Raw genomic sequence first — 17,313 nt, forward strand, 5'->3', positions numbered from 1 at the left:
GCGGGAGGCGCTCAGCCTTTGTGATGCTCGTCGCGGTTTCCGCCACCCGAATGCTGTTCGGCGTGCTGCGGCTGTGCCTGAGGATGCGGCTGCTGGGCCTGCTGCGGGCGTGATTCCTGGCGCGGCTGCTGCGGCTGCGGATGAAACTCCGGCCGAGGTTGTTGCTGCGCCTGTTGCTGACGGGGCTGCTGCTGTGGCTGGGGATGAAACTCCGGCCGCGGCTGTTGCTGCACCTGTTGCTGGCGCGGCTCAGGACGTGGCTCTTGGCGCGGAGCCTGCTGCATGGGCTGCGGATGATATTCCTGACGCGGTTGTTGCGCCTCAACTTGCGCTGGACGCCGCATCTGCTGCTCAGGCTGACGTTGCATCTGCGCCTGCGGCTGTGGCTGCGCATGAAGCCCCTGCTGCTGCTGTTGCTGCTGCACGGCCGGGTTTTCCGCGGGGTGCGGCGCGCCGTGCTGTTGTTGCGCCATCTCCGGCAGTCTTCCCTGTGGCTGAGCGCCGGGCTGTGGAGCGGCATCCGGCCGCCCAGCCTGTTGTTGCGCACCGCCGTGCTGCTGGGCCATCGGCGTGTGCGGCTGTGTCCAGGCCGGCTCGTGGCGTTCGTTGATGGCCGGCTGCTGACCTGCCTGTTGCGGCATGCCGCGCTGCTGTTGCTGCGCCCACGCCGCTGGGTTGCCGCCCGGGTTGCCGCCGTTCGCTTGCGGCGGACGCGGCACACCGTTCGACGGACGTTGCGACTCTTGAGGCTCCGGGCGCTGGTTTGCCATTTGCGGCGGCATGCCTGGCCGCTGTCCAGCTTGCTGCGTGCCGCCACGCGGCGCCTCACCCGGCCGCTGCCCAGCCTGCTGCATGCCGCCATGCGGCGCCTCACCCGGTTGCTGCCCGGCCTGCTGCATGCCGCCACGCGGCCCTTCACCCGGCCGCTGTCCCACCTGCTGCCCGCCGCCAGGCCCACCCGGCGCGCCCGCCGCCATCCCCGGCGCACGTCCCGCGATATGCGACTGCACGACCCGCACGTTCTGCACCGGCAGCGCGCCCGGACCGCCCGCCATATGCGCCGGCACCGAAGTCCGCACGATAGGCTGGCCGGCGCCCGACACCCGTCCGCCGCTTTGTGCGAACCGCTGAGCGAGGCTGTCGTGGTAAGCCGCCGGCATCGCGGGACTACGTGTCGCTACCACCGGGCGCGCCATCACCGCCGCAGGCGGCCGGTAGTTCGCATTGCGCAAACCCGGGCCGAAACTCTCCCGCACCGGCGCGATTCCCGGGCCGCCCGGGTTGATCTGCGCGTTGCGCCATTGCCGCGGATCGACCTTCTGGGCGAAGCGTCCGACCGGCTGACCATGTACGAAGGCTGTCGCCGGCATCGCGGTCACGCCGCCCGGCGCGCGGTAGTTGATATACGTGTTGTGAATGTTGGTCACATTCACGTTGCGGTTGTAGTTGTTGACGATCGTCGTCTGGTTGACGCGGTTGTAGTAACCGGGGCTCCAGTGATCGTGATCGCCCCAATGCGGGTGCCACGGCTCGCCCGGGCCGAGTGGGAACCATGCGACGCCCGCCGCTACCGCTCCGCCGATCGCCAGATCGACACCCCAGTTCACGCCGCCGCCTCCGCCGCCCACGAAGGCGACGAGAGCGGGTGCGTAAACGGGCGGCTCGCTGACCGCGACCGGTCCCGGCACCCACGCCCACGTGTCGTCGACCTGAGCCCAGCGGCCGTAGTGGTAGGGCGCGAAGCCCCACGGCGCGTCGTCGACCCAGGTCCAGCCCCACGGCGCCTGCCATACCCAATGGCCGTCGTGATACGGCGCCCAGCCGGCGGGCGTACCGCGCGGCACCCACACTTCACCGTATTGCGGCGAGCTCTGCCACGTGCCGTTGGCGTCGAGATCCTGATAGCCGGGAATGTCGCGCGACACGTAGCGCGCCGAGACCGAGCGATCTTCGGCGGCGTCGCGGCTTGCGGCCCATTGATCGAAGCCGTCGAGGCCGGGCGCGCCGTTGTCGGCGACCTGCTGGAGGTTGGTGCCGCCAAAGCGGATCTGCTGGCCGGCCGCAACCGGCACCTGGCCGTTGTCGCCGTACACCGTCGCGCTGCCGCTGCGCACGGTGACGGTGGTGCTGCTGCCGTCCGGCGCGACGTCGACGCGATAGTCGCCAGGTCCGTTCAGGCCGAGCGCGAGATTCGGCGTGTCGATTTCATAGGACGAGCCCGGCGCGAGTTCCCGCACGCGGGCCGACAGCGTGCCCTGAGCGACTTTGAGCTGAGCACTGTTGTCGTCGAGATTCAGCAGGTCGAGGCTGGTGGACTGGCCGAGGCGCACCGCGGTCGAGCCGATGTGCAGCTCCGAGCGGGCGTTCTGATCGTTCCACAGCTGGTCGCCGGTGGTGAGCGGGCGGTTGATTTGCGCGTAGGACCAGTCGGTGGCGCCGGCCGGTTCCGTGGTCACGGTGCCTGCCGTGTAGTTCAGGCGCGCGACGCGGCCGGGCGGATCGGTGTTTTGCGATGCGGCGGCGGCCTGCGGCGCTTGCTGGACTTCCTGCGCCAAGGTGGCTTGAGCCGCAAACAGGAACGTGGCGGCTGCGATCAACGTATAGCCGATGACCCGGCGGTTCGAATGGTGGTCTGGGGTGACTGTTCTCATGATTTATCTCCGACGAACGCGGCATCTTGCGGCATCCGTGCAGTCACTCTACCCGTGGCGATTGTTTCAAGGCCCCCACTTTTGTAAGGCCGCCTTGCCACCGTGTAACAAAAGATCTCGAAAAAGGTCCCGATAGGTTATTCGTAAGCGGATTGCCGATGTCCTGTAAGCGCGACGGACCTTCAGGCGCGCATCAGGCGGCGAGGAACGCATCGAAATGCCGATGCCCGGCCGGCGTGATGCGCAGGATTCGCGGCCGCTCCGTGCGTTCGACCCACCCATGCGACGACCACGAGTCGAGCAGTGCCGCGCCGAGTGCGCCGCCCAGATGCGGACGCCGTTCGCTCCAGTCGGGACAAGTGCAGGCGAAGCGGCGGCGCCGGCTTTTCTGCGCCGACATGTCGATGCCCCAGTCGGCGAAGCGGGCGGCGCCGTCAGCGGTGGCTTCCAGCGACGTGCCGTGCAGCGTCAGCAGGCCGCGCGCGACCAGCCGCTCGAACACGCGCACCGACAGCTCGCCCGCCATATGGTCGTAGCAGGTGCGCGCGTAGCGCATGTCGAGCGGCACGGTGCGCACGGGGCGCGGCACCGGACGTTGCGACGCGCTGACCTGCGCGACGTTGGCGAGCGCTTCGATCGACGCTGCGATGTCGGGCGACGCAATCCGGAAATAGCGATGCCGGCCGCGCACCTCGAGGGCGAGCAGGCCGCCGTCGGTCAGACGCGCGAGATGGGCGCTGGCCGCGGAGGGCGAGAGCCCGGCGATCATGGTCAGTTCGCCGGCCGGGCGGGCGCTGCCGTCCATGAGCGCCCACAGCATAGCGGCTCGGCCGGGATCGGCGAGCAGCGCGCCGATGCGGCTCAGGCCGGGAAAATGGTTCTGTTCGTCTGCGAGGGTGGCGGTCATTTGACGTCTCCTGGGGCGGCGCGGACAGGGCGCCATGCAACCCACTGTATCGGGCCAGGCGATTCGATGTTTCAGCTTAGCGTGAACTGTCGAATGCGGCAGCTACGAAAACCCGGCGAAGACGCGGGCCTTCAGCGAAAGCGAGCGTCCCAGCCGGCGCTTCGATGCCGCGCAGACCCGCCAGGCTAGAATTGTTGTCTGTCCTTGCAGGAACACGTTGCCATGAAAACTCTTCTCGCCGTCATTGCCGCGGCCCTGCTGATCAGCGCCTGTGCGCAGGGCGGCGCTGGTTCGTCTTCGGGCGCGGGCACCGGCAGCATCACCATGTACGGCACGATCGACGAAGGCGTCACGGTGCGCAAATAGGCGGCTCGCCGGCGCTTACGCAAATAACCGCGGACGACCGTGGACAACCGCAGCGACTGGCAGAAATTGATGCATTATTGGCATTTCTGCCAACGGCGCTCGTGTGACGATCAGGCCATCTCACGTCCGCCGCCCGGAACCTATCGATGCCACCGTCCGCCGCTTCCACCTTTCCCGCCCACTCCACCGGCCTGCGCGACGCCGATCCGCACGACCGCCGCGCCGCACGCGTGCTGGCCGTATGCCAGGCGCTGTACACCTCATCCGTATCGATCGATCTGACGTTGACCGGCCTCGTGGGCTACACGCTCGCCGAGGACAAAGCCCTCGCGACGCTGCCGTTCTCCCTGATTACCGTCGCCGCCGCGCTGACGACGATCTTCGCGTCTTTCCTGATGGCGCGCATTGGCCGGCGCGCGGGTTTCGTGCTGGGCGCGGGCGTCGGTGCGCTCGGCGGCGCGGTTTCCGTATGGGCGATCTTTCACCACAGTTTCTGGCTTTTTTGCGCCGGCACGGCGACGGTCGGCGTATTCCAGGCGTTCGCGCAGTATTACCGGCTGGCCGCAGCCGACGCCGTCGGCATAGAAGACAAAAGTCGCGCGATTTCGACAGTGCTGGCGGGCGGCGTAGTGGCCGCCGTCTGCGGACCGCTTCTTGCCGCATGGAGCAAAGACTGGCTGGCGCCGGTCGCGTTCGCGGGTTCTTATGCGCTCGTGACGGTTTTGGGGCTGGTGTCGGTCGCCTTGCTGGCGCTGCTGTATCGCGACGCGGCGCCGGCCGTGAGCACGGCGGCGAGTCATGAAGCGGCGCGGCCGCTCGGCGAAATCGTGCGGCAGCCGATCTTTGCGGCGGCGCTCGCCAACAATGCGCTCGGCTACGCGGTGATGATGTTCGTGATGACCGCCACGCCGATCGCCGCGCTCGCCTGCGGCCACACGATCGGCGACGGCGCGGCGATCATCCAGTGGCATCTGGTCGGCATGTTCGCGCCGTCGCTGTTTTCCGCGCGGCTGATCAAACGCTTTGGCGTGCTGCCGGTGATCGGCGTGGGCATCGCGCTGTCGGCGCTGTGCGGGGTACTCGCCCTGCGCTCGACCGATCTGCCGCATTTCTATGCGGCGCTTGCTTGCCTCGGCGTGGGCTGGAATTTCATGTTCGTCGGCGGCTCGACGCTGCTCGCGCAATCGTACCGGCCGTCGGAGCGGGCCAAGACGCAGGCGGCCAGCGAATTCACGACTTTCGCGTTCTCCGCGCTGGGCTCGCTGTTCGCGGGTCAATTGCTGGCCCGCTTCGGCTGGGCGACGATCAATGCCGCGATATTTCCGCTGCTCGGCGCGGCGGGGCTCGCCACGTTGGGCTACGCGTGGTCGCGCAGGCGGCAGGTGGCGGGGGAGATGTCCTGATGGTGGCGCGTCATATTGTGTTCGCGGTCGCGCCGGATCTGGTGCTGCTCGACGCCTGCGGGCCGTTGGAGGCGTTCTGGCGCGCGGAGTTGACGGTTGCCGGGAACGCCGGTGGCGGTGCTTCCGGCGTCGTGAATCCTGCTGAAAGCGCCAGCGCGGGCGGCTCGGGTAGAGCGGCCGGTTCGACCGGCAGCCCGGCGCAAGCCGTGGCCTATCGCACGACGGTCGCCTCGATCGACGGCGGCATATTGCAGACTTTCCCCGGTCTGCCGATCGTCACCGAGCGGCTCGAGTCGCTCGACGACCAGCCGATCGACACGCTGATCATTCCCGGCGTCCCGGTCGACGAGCACTGCACACTCCAGCCCGAACTCGTCGCATGGATCAGACGGCATGCCCCGCGGGCGCGGCGCGTGTGCTCGGTGTGTACCGGCGCGTTCTATCTGGCGGCGGCCGGCCTGCTCGACGGCCGCCGCGCTACCACGCACTGGCGCGACGCCCCGCACCTCGCGCAGCGCTTTCCCAACGTCCAGGTGGACGCCGATCCGATCTTCATCCGCGATGTGGGCCGCCGTGAAGGCGAGGGCGTCGTGTGGACTTCGGCGGGCGTGACGGCGGGTATCGATCTGGCGCTGGCGCTGATCGAGGAGGACCTCGGCCACGCGGTTGCGATGCAGGCCGCGCGGCGGCTGGTGGTCTTCATGAAGCGGCCCGGCGGTCAGTCGCAGTTCAGCGCGGCGCTGGCGGCACAGGCCTCGGCGAACGGTCCGTTCGACGCATTGCACAGCTGGATGGCGGCGCATCTGCGCGAGGACCTGTCGGTCGAGCGGCTCGCCGAGCGAATCCGCATGAGCCCGCGCACCTTTGCGCGCCGCTATGTCGACGAGGTCGGTCGCACGCCGGCTAAAACCGTCTCGGCGCTGCGGCTCGAAGCGGCTTCGCGGGCGCTCGCCGAATCGCGCCGTCCGCTCAAGCGGATTGCGTTGGACTGTGGTTTTGGCAGTGAACAGAATCTGCGGCGGGCGTTTTTACGGCGTTTCGGCGTGCTGCCGCTGGATTATCGCGAGCGTTTCATGTCGGCCGGCCCGACGCGCAGTGAGAGCGCTTCCGAGCTCGTCGAGGCAAGTTGATCGCGGACGCGAAACCAGCGCGCCCCGAAAAGCTCAAGATGCACTCTCGCCGGATCTGACGCCTCAACCGGCGCGGGAGACGAGGTCAATATTGCGCTCGTATAATCGCCTCCTTTCAATGCATCGATTGACCGGAGTCAAGATGAGCACCCCTGCCGCAGCGCCGCTGGACCGTTCCGAAACCACTTTTCGCTTTCTTGCCGAACCGACCTCGGTCAACTTCGGCGGCAAGGTGCATGGCGGCGCGCTGATGAAGTGGATCGACGAGACCGCTTACGCGTGCTCGGCGGTGTGGTCCGGGCGCTATTGCGTGACGGTCAGCGTGGGCAATATCCGTTTTCGTCGGCCGATTCTGGTCGGCAATCTGGTCGAGTTGCGCGCGCGGGTCGTGGCGACGGGCCGCACCAGCATGCACATTCACGTTTCGGTGCAGGCCGGCGACCCGAAGGGCGGCGAGTTGCTGCAAACCACGGATTGCCTGATCGTGATGGTCGCCGTCAACGAGAATGGCCAGCCCGTGCCCGTGCCGGCCTTCGTGCCGGAGACGGACGAACAGAAGCGCCTTGCCCGGTACGCGATGGACGTGAAGGAAGCGCTCGACGCGATCGTCGAACTGAAGCCGGAAGAAGTGGCGCAGGGGAAGGTTTAAGCGGCGCCCTGAAGCGCCGCTCGCAGGCCCGCACGAATGTTGTGTTCGCGCGGCCTGCTGTTGCTGTACTTCCAGACACGGTGTCCAAATCACCGTAGCGGCTCAAAGCACGCTGGCCGGGCCACTCGATCTGGCGGCCCCAGGCGCAGCGGCGCGGCCGATCACGCCGACGAATGCCCGACCATGTCTTCCGGCCGCACCCATTCGTCGAACTGCTGCTCGGTGACGAAGCCGAGCGCGAGCGCCGACGCCTTCAACGTGGTGCCTTCCTTGTGCGCCTTCTTGGCGATCTTCGCGGCCTTGTCGTAGCCGATGTGCGGATTGAGCGCCGTCACCAGCATCAGCGATTCATTGAGCAGGGTATCGATGCGCTCGTGATTCGGCTCGATGCCGACCGCGCAGTTGTCGTTGAAACTGTGCGCGCCGTCGGCGAGGAGGCGCACCGATTGCAGCACGTTGTGCGCGATCATCGGCCGGAACACGTTCAATTCGAAGTTGCCGCTCGCGCCGCCGATATTCACCGCAACGTCGTTGCCGAACACCTGTGAGCACAGCATCGTCAATGCTTCGGATTGGGTCGGATTGACCTTGCCCGGCATGATCGAGCTGCCCGGCTCGTTCTCCGGAATCGACAGTTCGCCGAGGCCGCAACGCGGGCCGCTTGCCAGCCAGCGCACGTCGTTGGCGATTTTGTTCAGGCTCGCCGCCACCGTTTTCAACGCGCCATGCGCGAACACCAGCGCGTCGGCCGCGGCCATCACTTCGAATTTGTTCGGCGCCGAGACGAACGGCAAGCCGGTCAGCTTGCCGATTGCCGCGGCCACCTTGTCGGCGAACTGCGGATGCGCGTTCAAACCCGTGCCGACCGCCGTGCCGCCTTGCGCGAGCTCGTACAGATGCGGCAGCGCCGATTCGACGTGACGAATGCCGTGTTCGAGTTGCGCGACGTAACCCGAAAACTCCTGACCGAGTGTAAGCGGCGTGGCGTCCTGCAAATGCGTGCGGCCGATCTTCACAATGCCCACGAACGCTTTCGCCTTGCCGTCGAGCGTGTCGCGCAGCGTCTTCAGCGCCGGCAGCAGATGCTTGACGATCGCATAGGCCGCGGCCACGTGCATGGCGGTCGGAAACACGTCGTTGGACGACTGGCCGCGATTCACGTCGTCGTTCGGATGCACCTTGCGCGCTTCGCCGCGCTCGCCGCCGAGCAGCTCGCTTGCACGGTTCGCGATCACCTCGTTGAGGTTCATGTTGGTCTGCGTGCCGGAACCGGTCTGCCACACGGCGAGCGGAAATTCCTCCGGGTGCTTGCCGTCGATGATCTCGTCAGCGGCCTGCATGATCGCCTTTGCCTTGCTCTCGTCGAGCACGCCGAGGCCGAGGTTGACTTCGGCGGCGGCGCGCTTGATGACGGCCAGCGCGGTGATGAGTTCGGGCGATTGCTTCTCGGTCGAGATGCGGAAATTCTGCAGCGAGCGCTGAGTTTGCGCGCCCCATAGACGAGCGTTCGGCACGGCGATTTCGCCGAACGTGTCGCGCTCCAATCGTACGTCTTCAGTCATGTTCAACTCCGCTTCAAAGTTCTGCGTTGACGGGCAATAGGGAGAATAGACCTGTTAGCGCATTCCGGTATAAACCGGCCTGGGGATCGAAAATGTAGGTGCGGCGCGTGCCGTCTTCGACGTCGGTCCACACGAGCGGGGAGAGCGGCGCGCCGATCGAACGCAGATACGCGAGTTGCGCGTCGTCGGCGAGTGTGACGCGATAGCTTTCCTCCGGGCTCGTGGCGCGTTCGAAGATTTGCGCGACCTGTTCGGCGAGCGGCGGGCTGTGGATCACCAGCGCCAGTTCGGTGTTCAGATTGGCCGAACGCGGGTCGAGGTTCATCGAGCCGATCACCAGAATCTTGCGATCGATCACATACGTTTTGGCATGCAGGCTGGCGCGCGAACGCGAGCCCGCGAAGCCCACGCTCGGCATGTTCTGCTGCGGCTTGAATTCGTATAACTCGACGCCCTGTTGCAGCAGCGGTACGCGAAACGGACTGTAGCCGGCCTGCACGGCGACGGCGTCGGTGGCGGCGAGCGAATTGGTCAGCACGGCAATGCGTACGCCCCGATGCGTCAGTTCGCCGGCCGTCTTCACACCGGCTTCGTGCGGCACGAAGTAAGGCGAAATGACGAGGAAGTCTTTCTGCGCGTCGCGCATCAATTCGCCGAGCCGTTGCATCGGCGGGCTCACATAGTCCGGCGACGGATGCACGATCTTCTCCGGCAGGTCCGCCTTGAACTCCGCCCGCGCCCAGGTCAGGCCGAGCTGATCCTTGGCGATCTGCGAGGCGAGCGGGGTGGCGTTCAGCGGCTTCGCGTTGTACGGATCGGCGTTGGTGCGCCAGTGCTGGCGCAACTCGTCGCGTGTCTGGTCCAATTCCTTCGCGTCGAACTTCTGCTTGTTCAGTACGCGCAACGGATAGGAGATGCTGCTGTTCCAGTAGTCGTCGAAACTCGCGGAGACGTCGGCGGTAATCGGGCCGGCGGCGAGCACGTCGAGGTCGCGGAACTGCAGTGTTTCGCTCGCGCTGAAATACTCGTCGCCAAGATTGCGGCCGCCCACGATCGCCAGCTGGTTGTCCGCGATCATCGCCTTGTTATGCATGCGGCGCGTGAAATGGCCGATTTGCGTGAACACGTTCGTGGTGCGTTCGAACATGCCTTCCTGCGCGCTGCCGAACGGATTGAAGACGCGTATTTCGATGTTCTCGTGCGAGTTCAAGCCCGCCATCACGCGGTCGATGTCCTTGAAGTTGAGATCGTCGACCAGCATGCGCACCCGCACGCCGTGATCGGCCGCAAAGAGCGCGGCGCCGAGCAGCAGCTTGCCGGTGGTGTCCTCGTTCGCGATGTAGTACTGCATGTCGAGGGTCCGGGTCGCGGCGCGTGCGAGCGCAATGCGCATCTGCAAGGCGTCGGTGCCGTTCGGGAGGATCCGGAAACCGGATTGATCCGGATGCGCGGCTTCGAGCGGCGCGAGTGCCGTGCGAAGCGGCGTGGTTTCCGTGACGGGCAGGGCGTGCGTGATGTGACGGTCGAACTCGGTGGCCGGTGGCTTGGTGGCGCAGGCGGTCAATAGTGCCGTTGCGCAACACCGCAGGAAGAAATGTCTCGTGGTGCCCCAGGCGTTCTTACGCTGGGGTGTGCTGAACGCGCACTGGCGTTGCGGTGCGGCTCTGCTTTTATCTGGATGCGACGGCACGCTTTCTCCCCTTGTTTGCAGGCTTCTCATGGCGACAGCGCGCGAGCTATTCACGCTGTCGAGAAATGCATTCTAAGGGGAATCAGGCGGGCGGGTTTTTGTTCTGGTTGTTGTTCTGCTTTTTGATCTTATACGCCGCCTGGCCGATGCATCTCGCGATGCGGCGCTCGCGTTGCGGGTTCTACGGATGCGTCGTGAACGTATCGGCAGAACCCGAAATTCAATGCCGGCGCGCGCCGGGATCGCGAAGCCAGCGCGACGCGCGCGCTGTTACCCGCGTTCGGCGTTCAACACCTGCTCACCGTCCATATGCGTCGAGCCTTTCGCGGGACGTCCTGCCCAGTATCCGGCGAGCAGCGAGCCCGACAGGTTGTGCCACACCGAAAACAGCGCGCCGGGCAACGCCGCGATCGGCGTGAAATAGAGCTTGCCGAGCGTCGCGGCGAGGCCCGAGTTCTGCATGCCCACTTCGATGGCGAGCGTGCGGCACACGGCTTCGTCGAAGCCGAGCAGACGCCCGCCCCAATAGCCGCCGAGCAAACCGATGCCGTTGTGCAGCACCACGCCCAGCATCACCACGAGGCCGACCGAGGCGATGCTCTTCTGCGTGCCGCCCACCACCGCGCCGATGATCAGCACGATCGCGACCATCGAGATCAGCGGCAGAACCGGTTCGATCTTGCGCACGATTTTGCCGAACAGATGATTGACGATCAGGCCGACCACGATCGGCAACGCGACGATTTGCAGGATGCTCATCAGCATGCCGTGTACGTCGACGGCGATCGAGGCGTCCACGTAAAGACGCGTGAGCAGCGGCGTCGCGAATACGCCGACGAGGGTCGACAGCGCGCTGATCGTCACCGACAACGCAACGTCGCCGCGCGCGAGGTAGATCATCACGTTCGACGCCGTGCCGCTCGCCACGCTGCCCACTAGCACCATGCCTGCGGTGAGGTCCGGCGGCATGCGCAACGCCTTGGCGATCACCCACGCGGCGAGCGGCATGACGAGATAGTGCAGCACGATGCCGGCGATCACCGGCGCGGGCCGCGTGAAGACACGCTGGAAATCGGCCACGGAGAGCGTGACGCCCATTGCCAGCATGATGATGGTCAGCAGCGTGGTGACGTGCGGCGCGATGCCTGAGAACGAGGCGGGCGAGCAGTACGCGGCAATCGAAACGAGCACGGCCCAGAGCGGGAAGAGACGGGTGACGCGGGCAAGCATGAGAGGTGTTCCTTGATTATGTTTTATCGCGAGAAGCAGGGTCGGTCGGGCGGCACGCCGCCGTCGGCGGCGCGCTTGCGGGAGTCTGCCGCGTGAGCGCGGCAAGCCGTGATGGCGGGTGATGAGCCTTCGGGCTACGCGGGCCTTTTTGAGGCGCGCGAGTGGGTTTTCGGCGCATGGACGCGGGTGCGCGTCCATGCGCCGAAACACGGTATTTTACCGTTCGCGGCGAATTTCCCGTGCGCCGGTGGTTGCGCGTGCAACCAGTCGGGCATCGTTCAAACGGGATTGGCCGGCACGCGCCGCAGGCTCAGTTTGTGAAAGCGCAGCGTCATTAGCAGCGCGACGCTCGCGAGGCCGGCGGCGAGTCCCCACCACAAGCCGCGCGCGCCGAGACCGAAGTGAAACGCCAGCGTGTAGCCGGTCGGGAAACCGATCACCCAGTAACCGAACGCGGCGGCGATCATGGGTACACGGGTGTCTTTCAGGCCGCGCAGACAGCCGGAACCGACCGTCTGCATGCCGTCGACGATCTGGAAGATCGCCGCCACGCCGAGCAGGGAACTCGCGAGCGCGACCGTGGCCGCGTTGGCCGGGTCGTCGAGATGCAGATAGAGGCCGACGATCCAGTGCGGCGCGGCGATCAGCACGAGCCCCGACAGCGTCATGAAGGCGACGCCGAGCGCCAACGCGACAAAGCCCGCATGGCGCGCGGCGAGCGGCTGGCCGGCGCCGGACCAGAAGCCAACTCGCACGTTGGCCGCCTGGCCGATCGCGAGCGGCACCATGAAGGCCACCGAGGCGACGTTCAGCGCGATCTGATGCGCGGCCAGTTGCGACTCGCCGAGCAGCCCGACCATCAGGCCGGTGGCGAGAAAGAGCGTCGATTCGACACCGTAGGTGATCGCGACCGGCCAGCCGATGCCGAACAGTTCGCCCATCAACGGCACGTTCGGCCGGGTGGCGACGACGAAGTGCCGGTAGCGCGGCCGCAAATGCAACAGCGCCATCAGCACGAGCGCGCTCAGCCAGACGGTGATGGAAGTCGCGGCCGCCGATCCGAGAAAGCCGAGCCGCGGCAAACCATAGGCGCCGTGAATCAGCCCGTAGTTGAGAAACCCGTTCACGCCGACGCTCGCGAGCGACACCCACAACAGCCGTTTGGCCGCGCCGATGGCCGGCAGGAACGAGCGCATCAGGCCGACGCCGATCAGGCTGCCGAGCGACCCCCAGCGCAGCACCGCCGCGTACTCACCGACGTTGTGCGCGAGCAGCGCGGGTTCGCCAAAAGCGAGCAGGATCGGCGTGGCGAACGAGAGCAGGAAGAATGCCGGCACCGACAGCAGCACGGACAGCACGAAACCGGTCCAGTAGATGTGCGGCACGCGGCCCTCGTCCTCTGCGCCGCGCGCGTGCGACACGCTCACGCTGACGGAGGTCAGCACGCCTTGCAGCAGCGTGACCACCACGAAAAACAGGTTCGCGCCGAGGCCGCCGGCCGCGAGCGCGTCGGGGCCGAGCGAGCCGAGCAGGATCGTGTCGGTCACGCCCATGGCCATTTGCGAGAGCTGCGCAATGGCGAGCGGCGCGGCGAGGCGGGCAGTGTCCGCCGCGTGGCGGGTCAGGGTCGGCGGCCGGGCGGCCACCCGGGTGAAGCCGGATTGAGTCATGGAGCGCTTGGCAGCGGAAGTGGCGACAGCGCGACGGCGGGCGCGGTAGTCGCGCGGGCGGTGGCGAGGGCAGCGGTTCGGCGGGCCTTGGTGAACGCACGAGGCAATCGTACGAAACAAGCGCACGAAGCAACCGCCAGCCGAAAGTGTCAGCCGATTGTTTGTCTGTCGAAACTGACAGCTTATTGCTTAGGCGCGGCGCTGTCGATGGAGAAGGCACGATTTTGGTGCGCGCGCCTCCTCCGAGTTTTCGGAAACCGCAGAGCGGCGGGGCGTTGCGTCAGGCTTCGTGAACCGCAATCCGCGTGTCGCCGAGCAAGACGACCTGGCCCGCGCGGATTTTGCAGGTTTTACGCGTTTCGACCCGGCCGTCTACGGTGACAGCACCGTCCGCCACCATCATTTTTGCCGAGCCGCCGCTGTCCGCGAGCCCCGTTATCTTCAGCAGATTATGCAGTTCGACGTAGTCGCCGGTGAGGGTGAAATCTAGGTTGGGCATGGCGTTTGCGCCTTCAGGCAAGGGGTTCGCATCATAAGCCAGAAGCTTGCCCTGGATGAAGTTCAAGGTGTGCGCCGACTTTGCGTGAGCATCTGCAAGCAGATGTTATGCGATTGTCAGAAAGTGAAACGTTGCGTAACACCGGTCGTAAGACACGAACTTCACTCGTAAAGTGCAGGTCAGTGGTAAAGCCTGCTGGATTGATCTGGCAGCGAGCAGACCGGGCGAGGCACGCAGAGCAAGCTTGCAAAGCGGCTCGAGAATGCGCAATGCCGGACAGGTCGCCCGCGTCACAACAACTTTAGAGAGGATTAGTCATGACCCAAATTCGAACGCTTCTGATCAATACCGCCCTGACCGCCGCCGTGACCGCGTTCGCGGCCACCGCAGCCGTTGCGCAGACTGCGCAACCGGCCGAGGGTGTCAACGGCCAGCCGCAAGTCCAGATGCAAGGCGCCGACGTTGCGCCCGCTGCACCCGCCGCGCAGGGCGTGCAGCCGGTGACGCCGCCCCCGGCGCGCCTGACGGCGTCGGGTTCGACGGACCCGCTGGTGCAGAAGCGCGACGCCAATGCGAAGGCCAACGCTGAATATCGCGCGTCGAAAAAGGCATCCAAGGCCGAGCTGAAGGACCAGCAGAAGGCCGCCAAGGCGCAGTACAAGGAAGAGGTGCGCGGCGCAAAGATCAACCAGAAGGCGGATAAGCAGGCCGCCAACAACGAAATGAAGATGGACATGCAAGGCCAGGCCGGCGTCCAGGCGGACGGCGCCGACGTCAAGCACTAAGACCGAGGCTGAGCGTCAAGGCGGTGGCGGGGCGGCATAGGTTGCCAACGCCGCCGCCTTGACCGATCGCGTTTGAAGGATCGCAAGGTCCAGGCATCTCGTTTCACGGAGGTATCGCATGAATATCACTCTGTCCATGAAGTCCAGAATTTCGGCCGCGTTGATCGCGGGCTGCCTGTCGTCGGTTGCCTTCGCGCAGGCTAGCGATCCGGCTGCGGCGCCGGTTACCCATGCCGACAAGAAGGCGGCCAAGGAGCAGTCGAAGGCGGATAAGAAAGCGTCCGTCGCGCAAGCCAAGGCGGACAAGAAGAAAACCGACGCTCAGGCCGACGCCGATAAGGCCAAGGCCGACGCCAATGTGAAGGACGCGAAGACGCAGTAGCCCGGCTTGACCGCTGGCCTCGCGGCGACGTGTGAGCGGCTCCGCGTTGCGTTTTCAAAGAAATGGCCCGTGCGCTTCCACGCCACGGGCCATTTTTCATATGCGCAATTGTCATGCGGCGGGATGCCGGCCGCCGAGGGCGCGCGGTCGAAAAAAGGGTCGCTTGTCGACGAGGGTTGTATGGATATACAGTATGCGTCGCCGTACTGAATCCACCTAACGTCCAAACCGATCGTGCTCTCCGTCGCCGAATCCCCGTCGTTCGATACCGTCGCCTGGCTGGCAAAGCTCAACGACGCGCAGCGCGAAGCCGTCGAGTACGGCGCCGACACGCCTACCGCGCCGCCCGGCGCATTGCTGGTGATCGCGGGCGCCGGCTCCGGCAAGACCAACACTCTCGCTCACCGGGTCGCCAATCTGGTAGTGAACGGCGCCGATCCGCGCCGCATCCTGCTGCTAACGTTTTCGCGTCGCGCTGCGCTCGAAATGACCCGGCGCGTCACGCGCATCGCCGGCGCGGCGCTCGGCACGCGAGCCGCGCTCGCGCAAGGGCTGACATGGTCGGGCACGTTCCATAGCGTGGGCGCGCGGCTGTTGCGCGAGTACGCGGACCTGATCGGCCTCGCGCCGGCCTTTACGATCAACGACCGCGAAGATTCCGCCGACCTGATGAATCTGGTGCGCCACGAGCTCGGTTTGTCGGCGAAAGAGCGGCGTTTCCCGGCCAAGGGCACGTGCTTTGCCATCTACTCGCGCGTTGTGAACACCGGCGCGTCGCTCGGCCAGGCGCTCGACAGTGCGTTCCCCTGGTGCCGTGAATGGGAAGCCGATCTGCGCAGGCTGTTCGCGGCTTATGTCGAGGCCAAACAGAAGCAGAGCGTGCTCGACTACGACGACCTGCTGCTTTACTGGTCGCACATGGCGGCCGAGCCGGCCATCGCCGCCGACCTGTCGGCGCGCTTCGATCACGTGCTGGTGGACGAATATCAGGACACCAACCGTCTGCAGGCGTCGATCCTGCTCGCATTGAAGCCGGACGGCCGCGGCCTGACCGTGGTCGGCGACGACGCCCAGTCCATCTATTCGTTTCGCGGCGCGACCGTGCGCAACATTCTCGATTTCCCCGCGCATTTCGACCCGCCGGCCAAACAGGTCACGCTCGAGCGCAATTACCGGTCGACCGCGCCGATTCTGGCGGCGTCCAACGCGGTGATCGAACTGGCCAGCGAGCGCTACACGAAAAATCTCTGGACCGACAAGGCGTCGGCGCAGCGCCCGCGCCTCGTGAGCGTCGCCGACGAGGCCGATCAGGCGCGCTACATCGTCGAACAGGTGCTCGAGGCGCGCGAGCAGGGCATGAAGCTCAAATCACAGGCGGTGCTGTTTCGCGCAGCGCATCACAGCGCCGCGCTGGAGATCGAACTGACCCGGCGCAACATTCCATTCGTGAAATTCGGAGGCTTGAAGTTTCTCGATTCGGTGCACGTGAAAGACGTGCTCGCCGTGCTGCGCTGGGCGGAAAATCCGCGCGACCGCGTAGCCGGCTTTCGCGTCGTGCAGCTGCTGCCGGGCGTGGGGCCGGCCACGGCTGCCAAGGTGCTCGACGAGATCGTCGCGCGCGCGGGCAGCGGCAATCCCGCCGACACCGCCGGTGGCGCATTGGCGGCCTTCGCCGCGCCGGCTCGCGCGCAGGAAGACTGGCATCCGTTCGTCAAGCTGATGTCGAGCGTGTACGGCCGCCAGACGCCGTGGCCCGCCGAGTTCGAGATGGTGCGCCGGTGGTACGAGCCGCATCTCGAGCGCAACCACGAGGACGCCGCGATCCGTCATGCGGACGTGTTGCAGATGGAGAGCATCGCGGGCACGTATGCGTCGCGTGAACGCTTTCTGACCGAGCTGACGCTCGATCCGCCCGATGCCACCAGCGACGAATCCGGCGTGCCGTTGCTCGACGAAGACTACCTGATCCTCTCCACGATTCATTCCGCGAAGGGGCAGGAGTGGCGCAACGTGTTCGTGCTGAACGGTGTGGACGGCTGCATTCCCTCCGACCTCGGCACCGGCAGCGAGGAGGAAATCGACGAGGAGCGCCGCCTGCTCTACGTGGCGATGACGCGCGCGAAAGAGGATCTGCATATCGTCGTGCCGCAGCGCTTTTACGTGCACAACCAGACGCATATGGGTGATCGTCACGTGTGGGCGTCGCGTACGCGCTTCATTCCCGCGCATCTCATGCCGCTGTTCGAGGCCTATGCGTGGCCGCGGGTGCCGGTTCCGAGCGCGCCCACGGCGGCCGGGCTGGCCGCCGCCGCGCAGGCGAAGATCGAGATCGCGGCGAAACTCAGGAAGATGTGGGATTGAGAGTGCGGTGGGTGCCGCCGTTACGGGC

General features: G+C 66.1%; 14 protein-coding genes. 7 read left to right on the forward strand and 7 right to left on the reverse strand.

Annotated elements, in window-relative coordinates:
* Positions 1-11: 11 nt before the first annotated feature.
* On the reverse strand, positions 12-2,651 hold the full coding sequence (locus BLW71_RS00245) for a DUF6600 domain-containing protein (protein ID WP_091792523.1): 2,640 nt from the start codon (positions 2,649-2,651) through the stop codon (positions 12-14).
* A gap of 193 nt (positions 2,652-2,844) precedes the next feature.
* Positions 2,845-3,558: an ArsR/SmtB family transcription factor gene (locus tag BLW71_RS00250; RefSeq protein WP_091792524.1), complete on the reverse strand. Its 714-nt coding sequence runs from the start codon at positions 3,556-3,558 to the stop codon at positions 2,845-2,847.
* A gap of 222 nt (positions 3,559-3,780) precedes the next feature.
* Between BLW71_RS00250 and BLW71_RS41470 the strand changes: the two genes are divergently transcribed.
* The 4 genes from BLW71_RS41470 (at position 3,781) to BLW71_RS00265 (ending at position 7,106) form a co-directional block, all read left to right on the forward strand.
* Positions 3,781-3,924, forward strand: a complete 144-nt coding sequence (locus BLW71_RS41470; protein ID WP_177204935.1) for a hypothetical protein — start codon at positions 3,781-3,783, stop codon at positions 3,922-3,924.
* Positions 3,925-4,070: 146 nt separating this feature from the next.
* Positions 4,071-5,327 carry an MFS transporter gene (locus tag BLW71_RS00255; RefSeq protein ID WP_091792525.1) on the forward strand — a complete coding sequence of 419 codons (1,257 nt, stop codon included), beginning with the start codon at positions 4,071-4,073 and terminating at the stop codon, positions 5,325-5,327.
* The gene (locus BLW71_RS00260; RefSeq protein ID WP_091792526.1) at positions 5,327-6,457 is read left to right on the forward strand and encodes a GlxA family transcriptional regulator; all 1,131 of its coding nucleotides are present in this window, start codon (positions 5,327-5,329) and stop codon (positions 6,455-6,457) included. Before BLW71_RS00255 ends, BLW71_RS00260 begins: the two co-directional genes overlap by 1 nt.
* A gap of 142 nt (positions 6,458-6,599) precedes the next feature.
* Positions 6,600-7,106 (forward strand): acyl-CoA thioesterase, encoded by a 507-nt coding sequence (locus tag BLW71_RS00265; protein WP_091792527.1) that lies wholly within the window; start codon positions 6,600-6,602, stop codon positions 7,104-7,106.
* 161 nt (positions 7,107-7,267) lie between these two features.
* Here the strand turns inward: BLW71_RS00265 and fumC are convergent, their stop codons facing one another.
* From fumC to BLW71_RS00290, 5 genes are all read right to left on the reverse strand, one after another.
* Positions 7,268-8,668: a class II fumarate hydratase gene (gene fumC / locus BLW71_RS00270; RefSeq protein ID WP_091792528.1), complete on the reverse strand. Its 1,401-nt coding sequence runs from the start codon at positions 8,666-8,668 to the stop codon at positions 7,268-7,270.
* Positions 8,669-8,681: 13 nt separating this feature from the next.
* On the reverse strand, positions 8,682-10,388 hold the full coding sequence (locus BLW71_RS00275) for a phospholipase D family protein (RefSeq protein ID WP_502686809.1): 1,707 nt from the start codon (positions 10,386-10,388) through the stop codon (positions 8,682-8,684).
* 240 nt (positions 10,389-10,628) lie between these two features.
* Positions 10,629-11,588 (reverse strand): ketopantoate/pantoate/pantothenate transporter PanS, encoded by a 960-nt coding sequence (gene panS, locus BLW71_RS00280; protein WP_091792529.1) that lies wholly within the window; start codon positions 11,586-11,588, stop codon positions 10,629-10,631.
* A 278-nt stretch (positions 11,589-11,866) separates the two neighbouring features.
* Positions 11,867-13,258, reverse strand: a complete 1,392-nt coding sequence (locus BLW71_RS00285) for an MATE family efflux transporter (RefSeq protein ID WP_091792530.1) — start codon at positions 13,256-13,258, stop codon at positions 11,867-11,869.
* A 280-nt stretch (positions 13,259-13,538) separates the two neighbouring features.
* On the reverse strand, positions 13,539-13,757 hold the full coding sequence (locus tag BLW71_RS00290; RefSeq protein WP_011489423.1) for an RNA-binding S4 domain-containing protein: 219 nt from the start codon (positions 13,755-13,757) through the stop codon (positions 13,539-13,541).
* 317 nt (positions 13,758-14,074) lie between these two features.
* Here BLW71_RS00290 and BLW71_RS00295 point away from each other — a divergent pair, with 317 nt between their 5' ends.
* From BLW71_RS00295 to BLW71_RS00305, 3 genes are all read left to right on the forward strand, one after another.
* Positions 14,075-14,542 carry a hypothetical protein gene (locus tag BLW71_RS00295; RefSeq protein WP_091792531.1) on the forward strand — a complete coding sequence of 156 codons (468 nt, stop codon included), beginning with the start codon at positions 14,075-14,077 and terminating at the stop codon, positions 14,540-14,542.
* 118 nt (positions 14,543-14,660) lie between these two features.
* Positions 14,661-14,924: a hypothetical protein gene (locus tag BLW71_RS00300; RefSeq protein ID WP_091792532.1), complete on the forward strand. Its 264-nt coding sequence runs from the start codon at positions 14,661-14,663 to the stop codon at positions 14,922-14,924.
* Positions 14,925-15,158: 234 nt separating this feature from the next.
* Entirely contained in the window at positions 15,159-17,285 is a 2,127-nt protein-coding gene (locus BLW71_RS00305; protein ID WP_091792533.1) for an ATP-dependent helicase, read from the forward strand.
* The last annotated feature ends 28 nt before the right edge of the window (positions 17,286-17,313 follow it).

The organism is Burkholderia sp. WP9, from assembly GCF_900104795.1.
Lineage (GTDB): Bacteria > Pseudomonadota > Gammaproteobacteria > Burkholderiales > Burkholderiaceae > Paraburkholderia.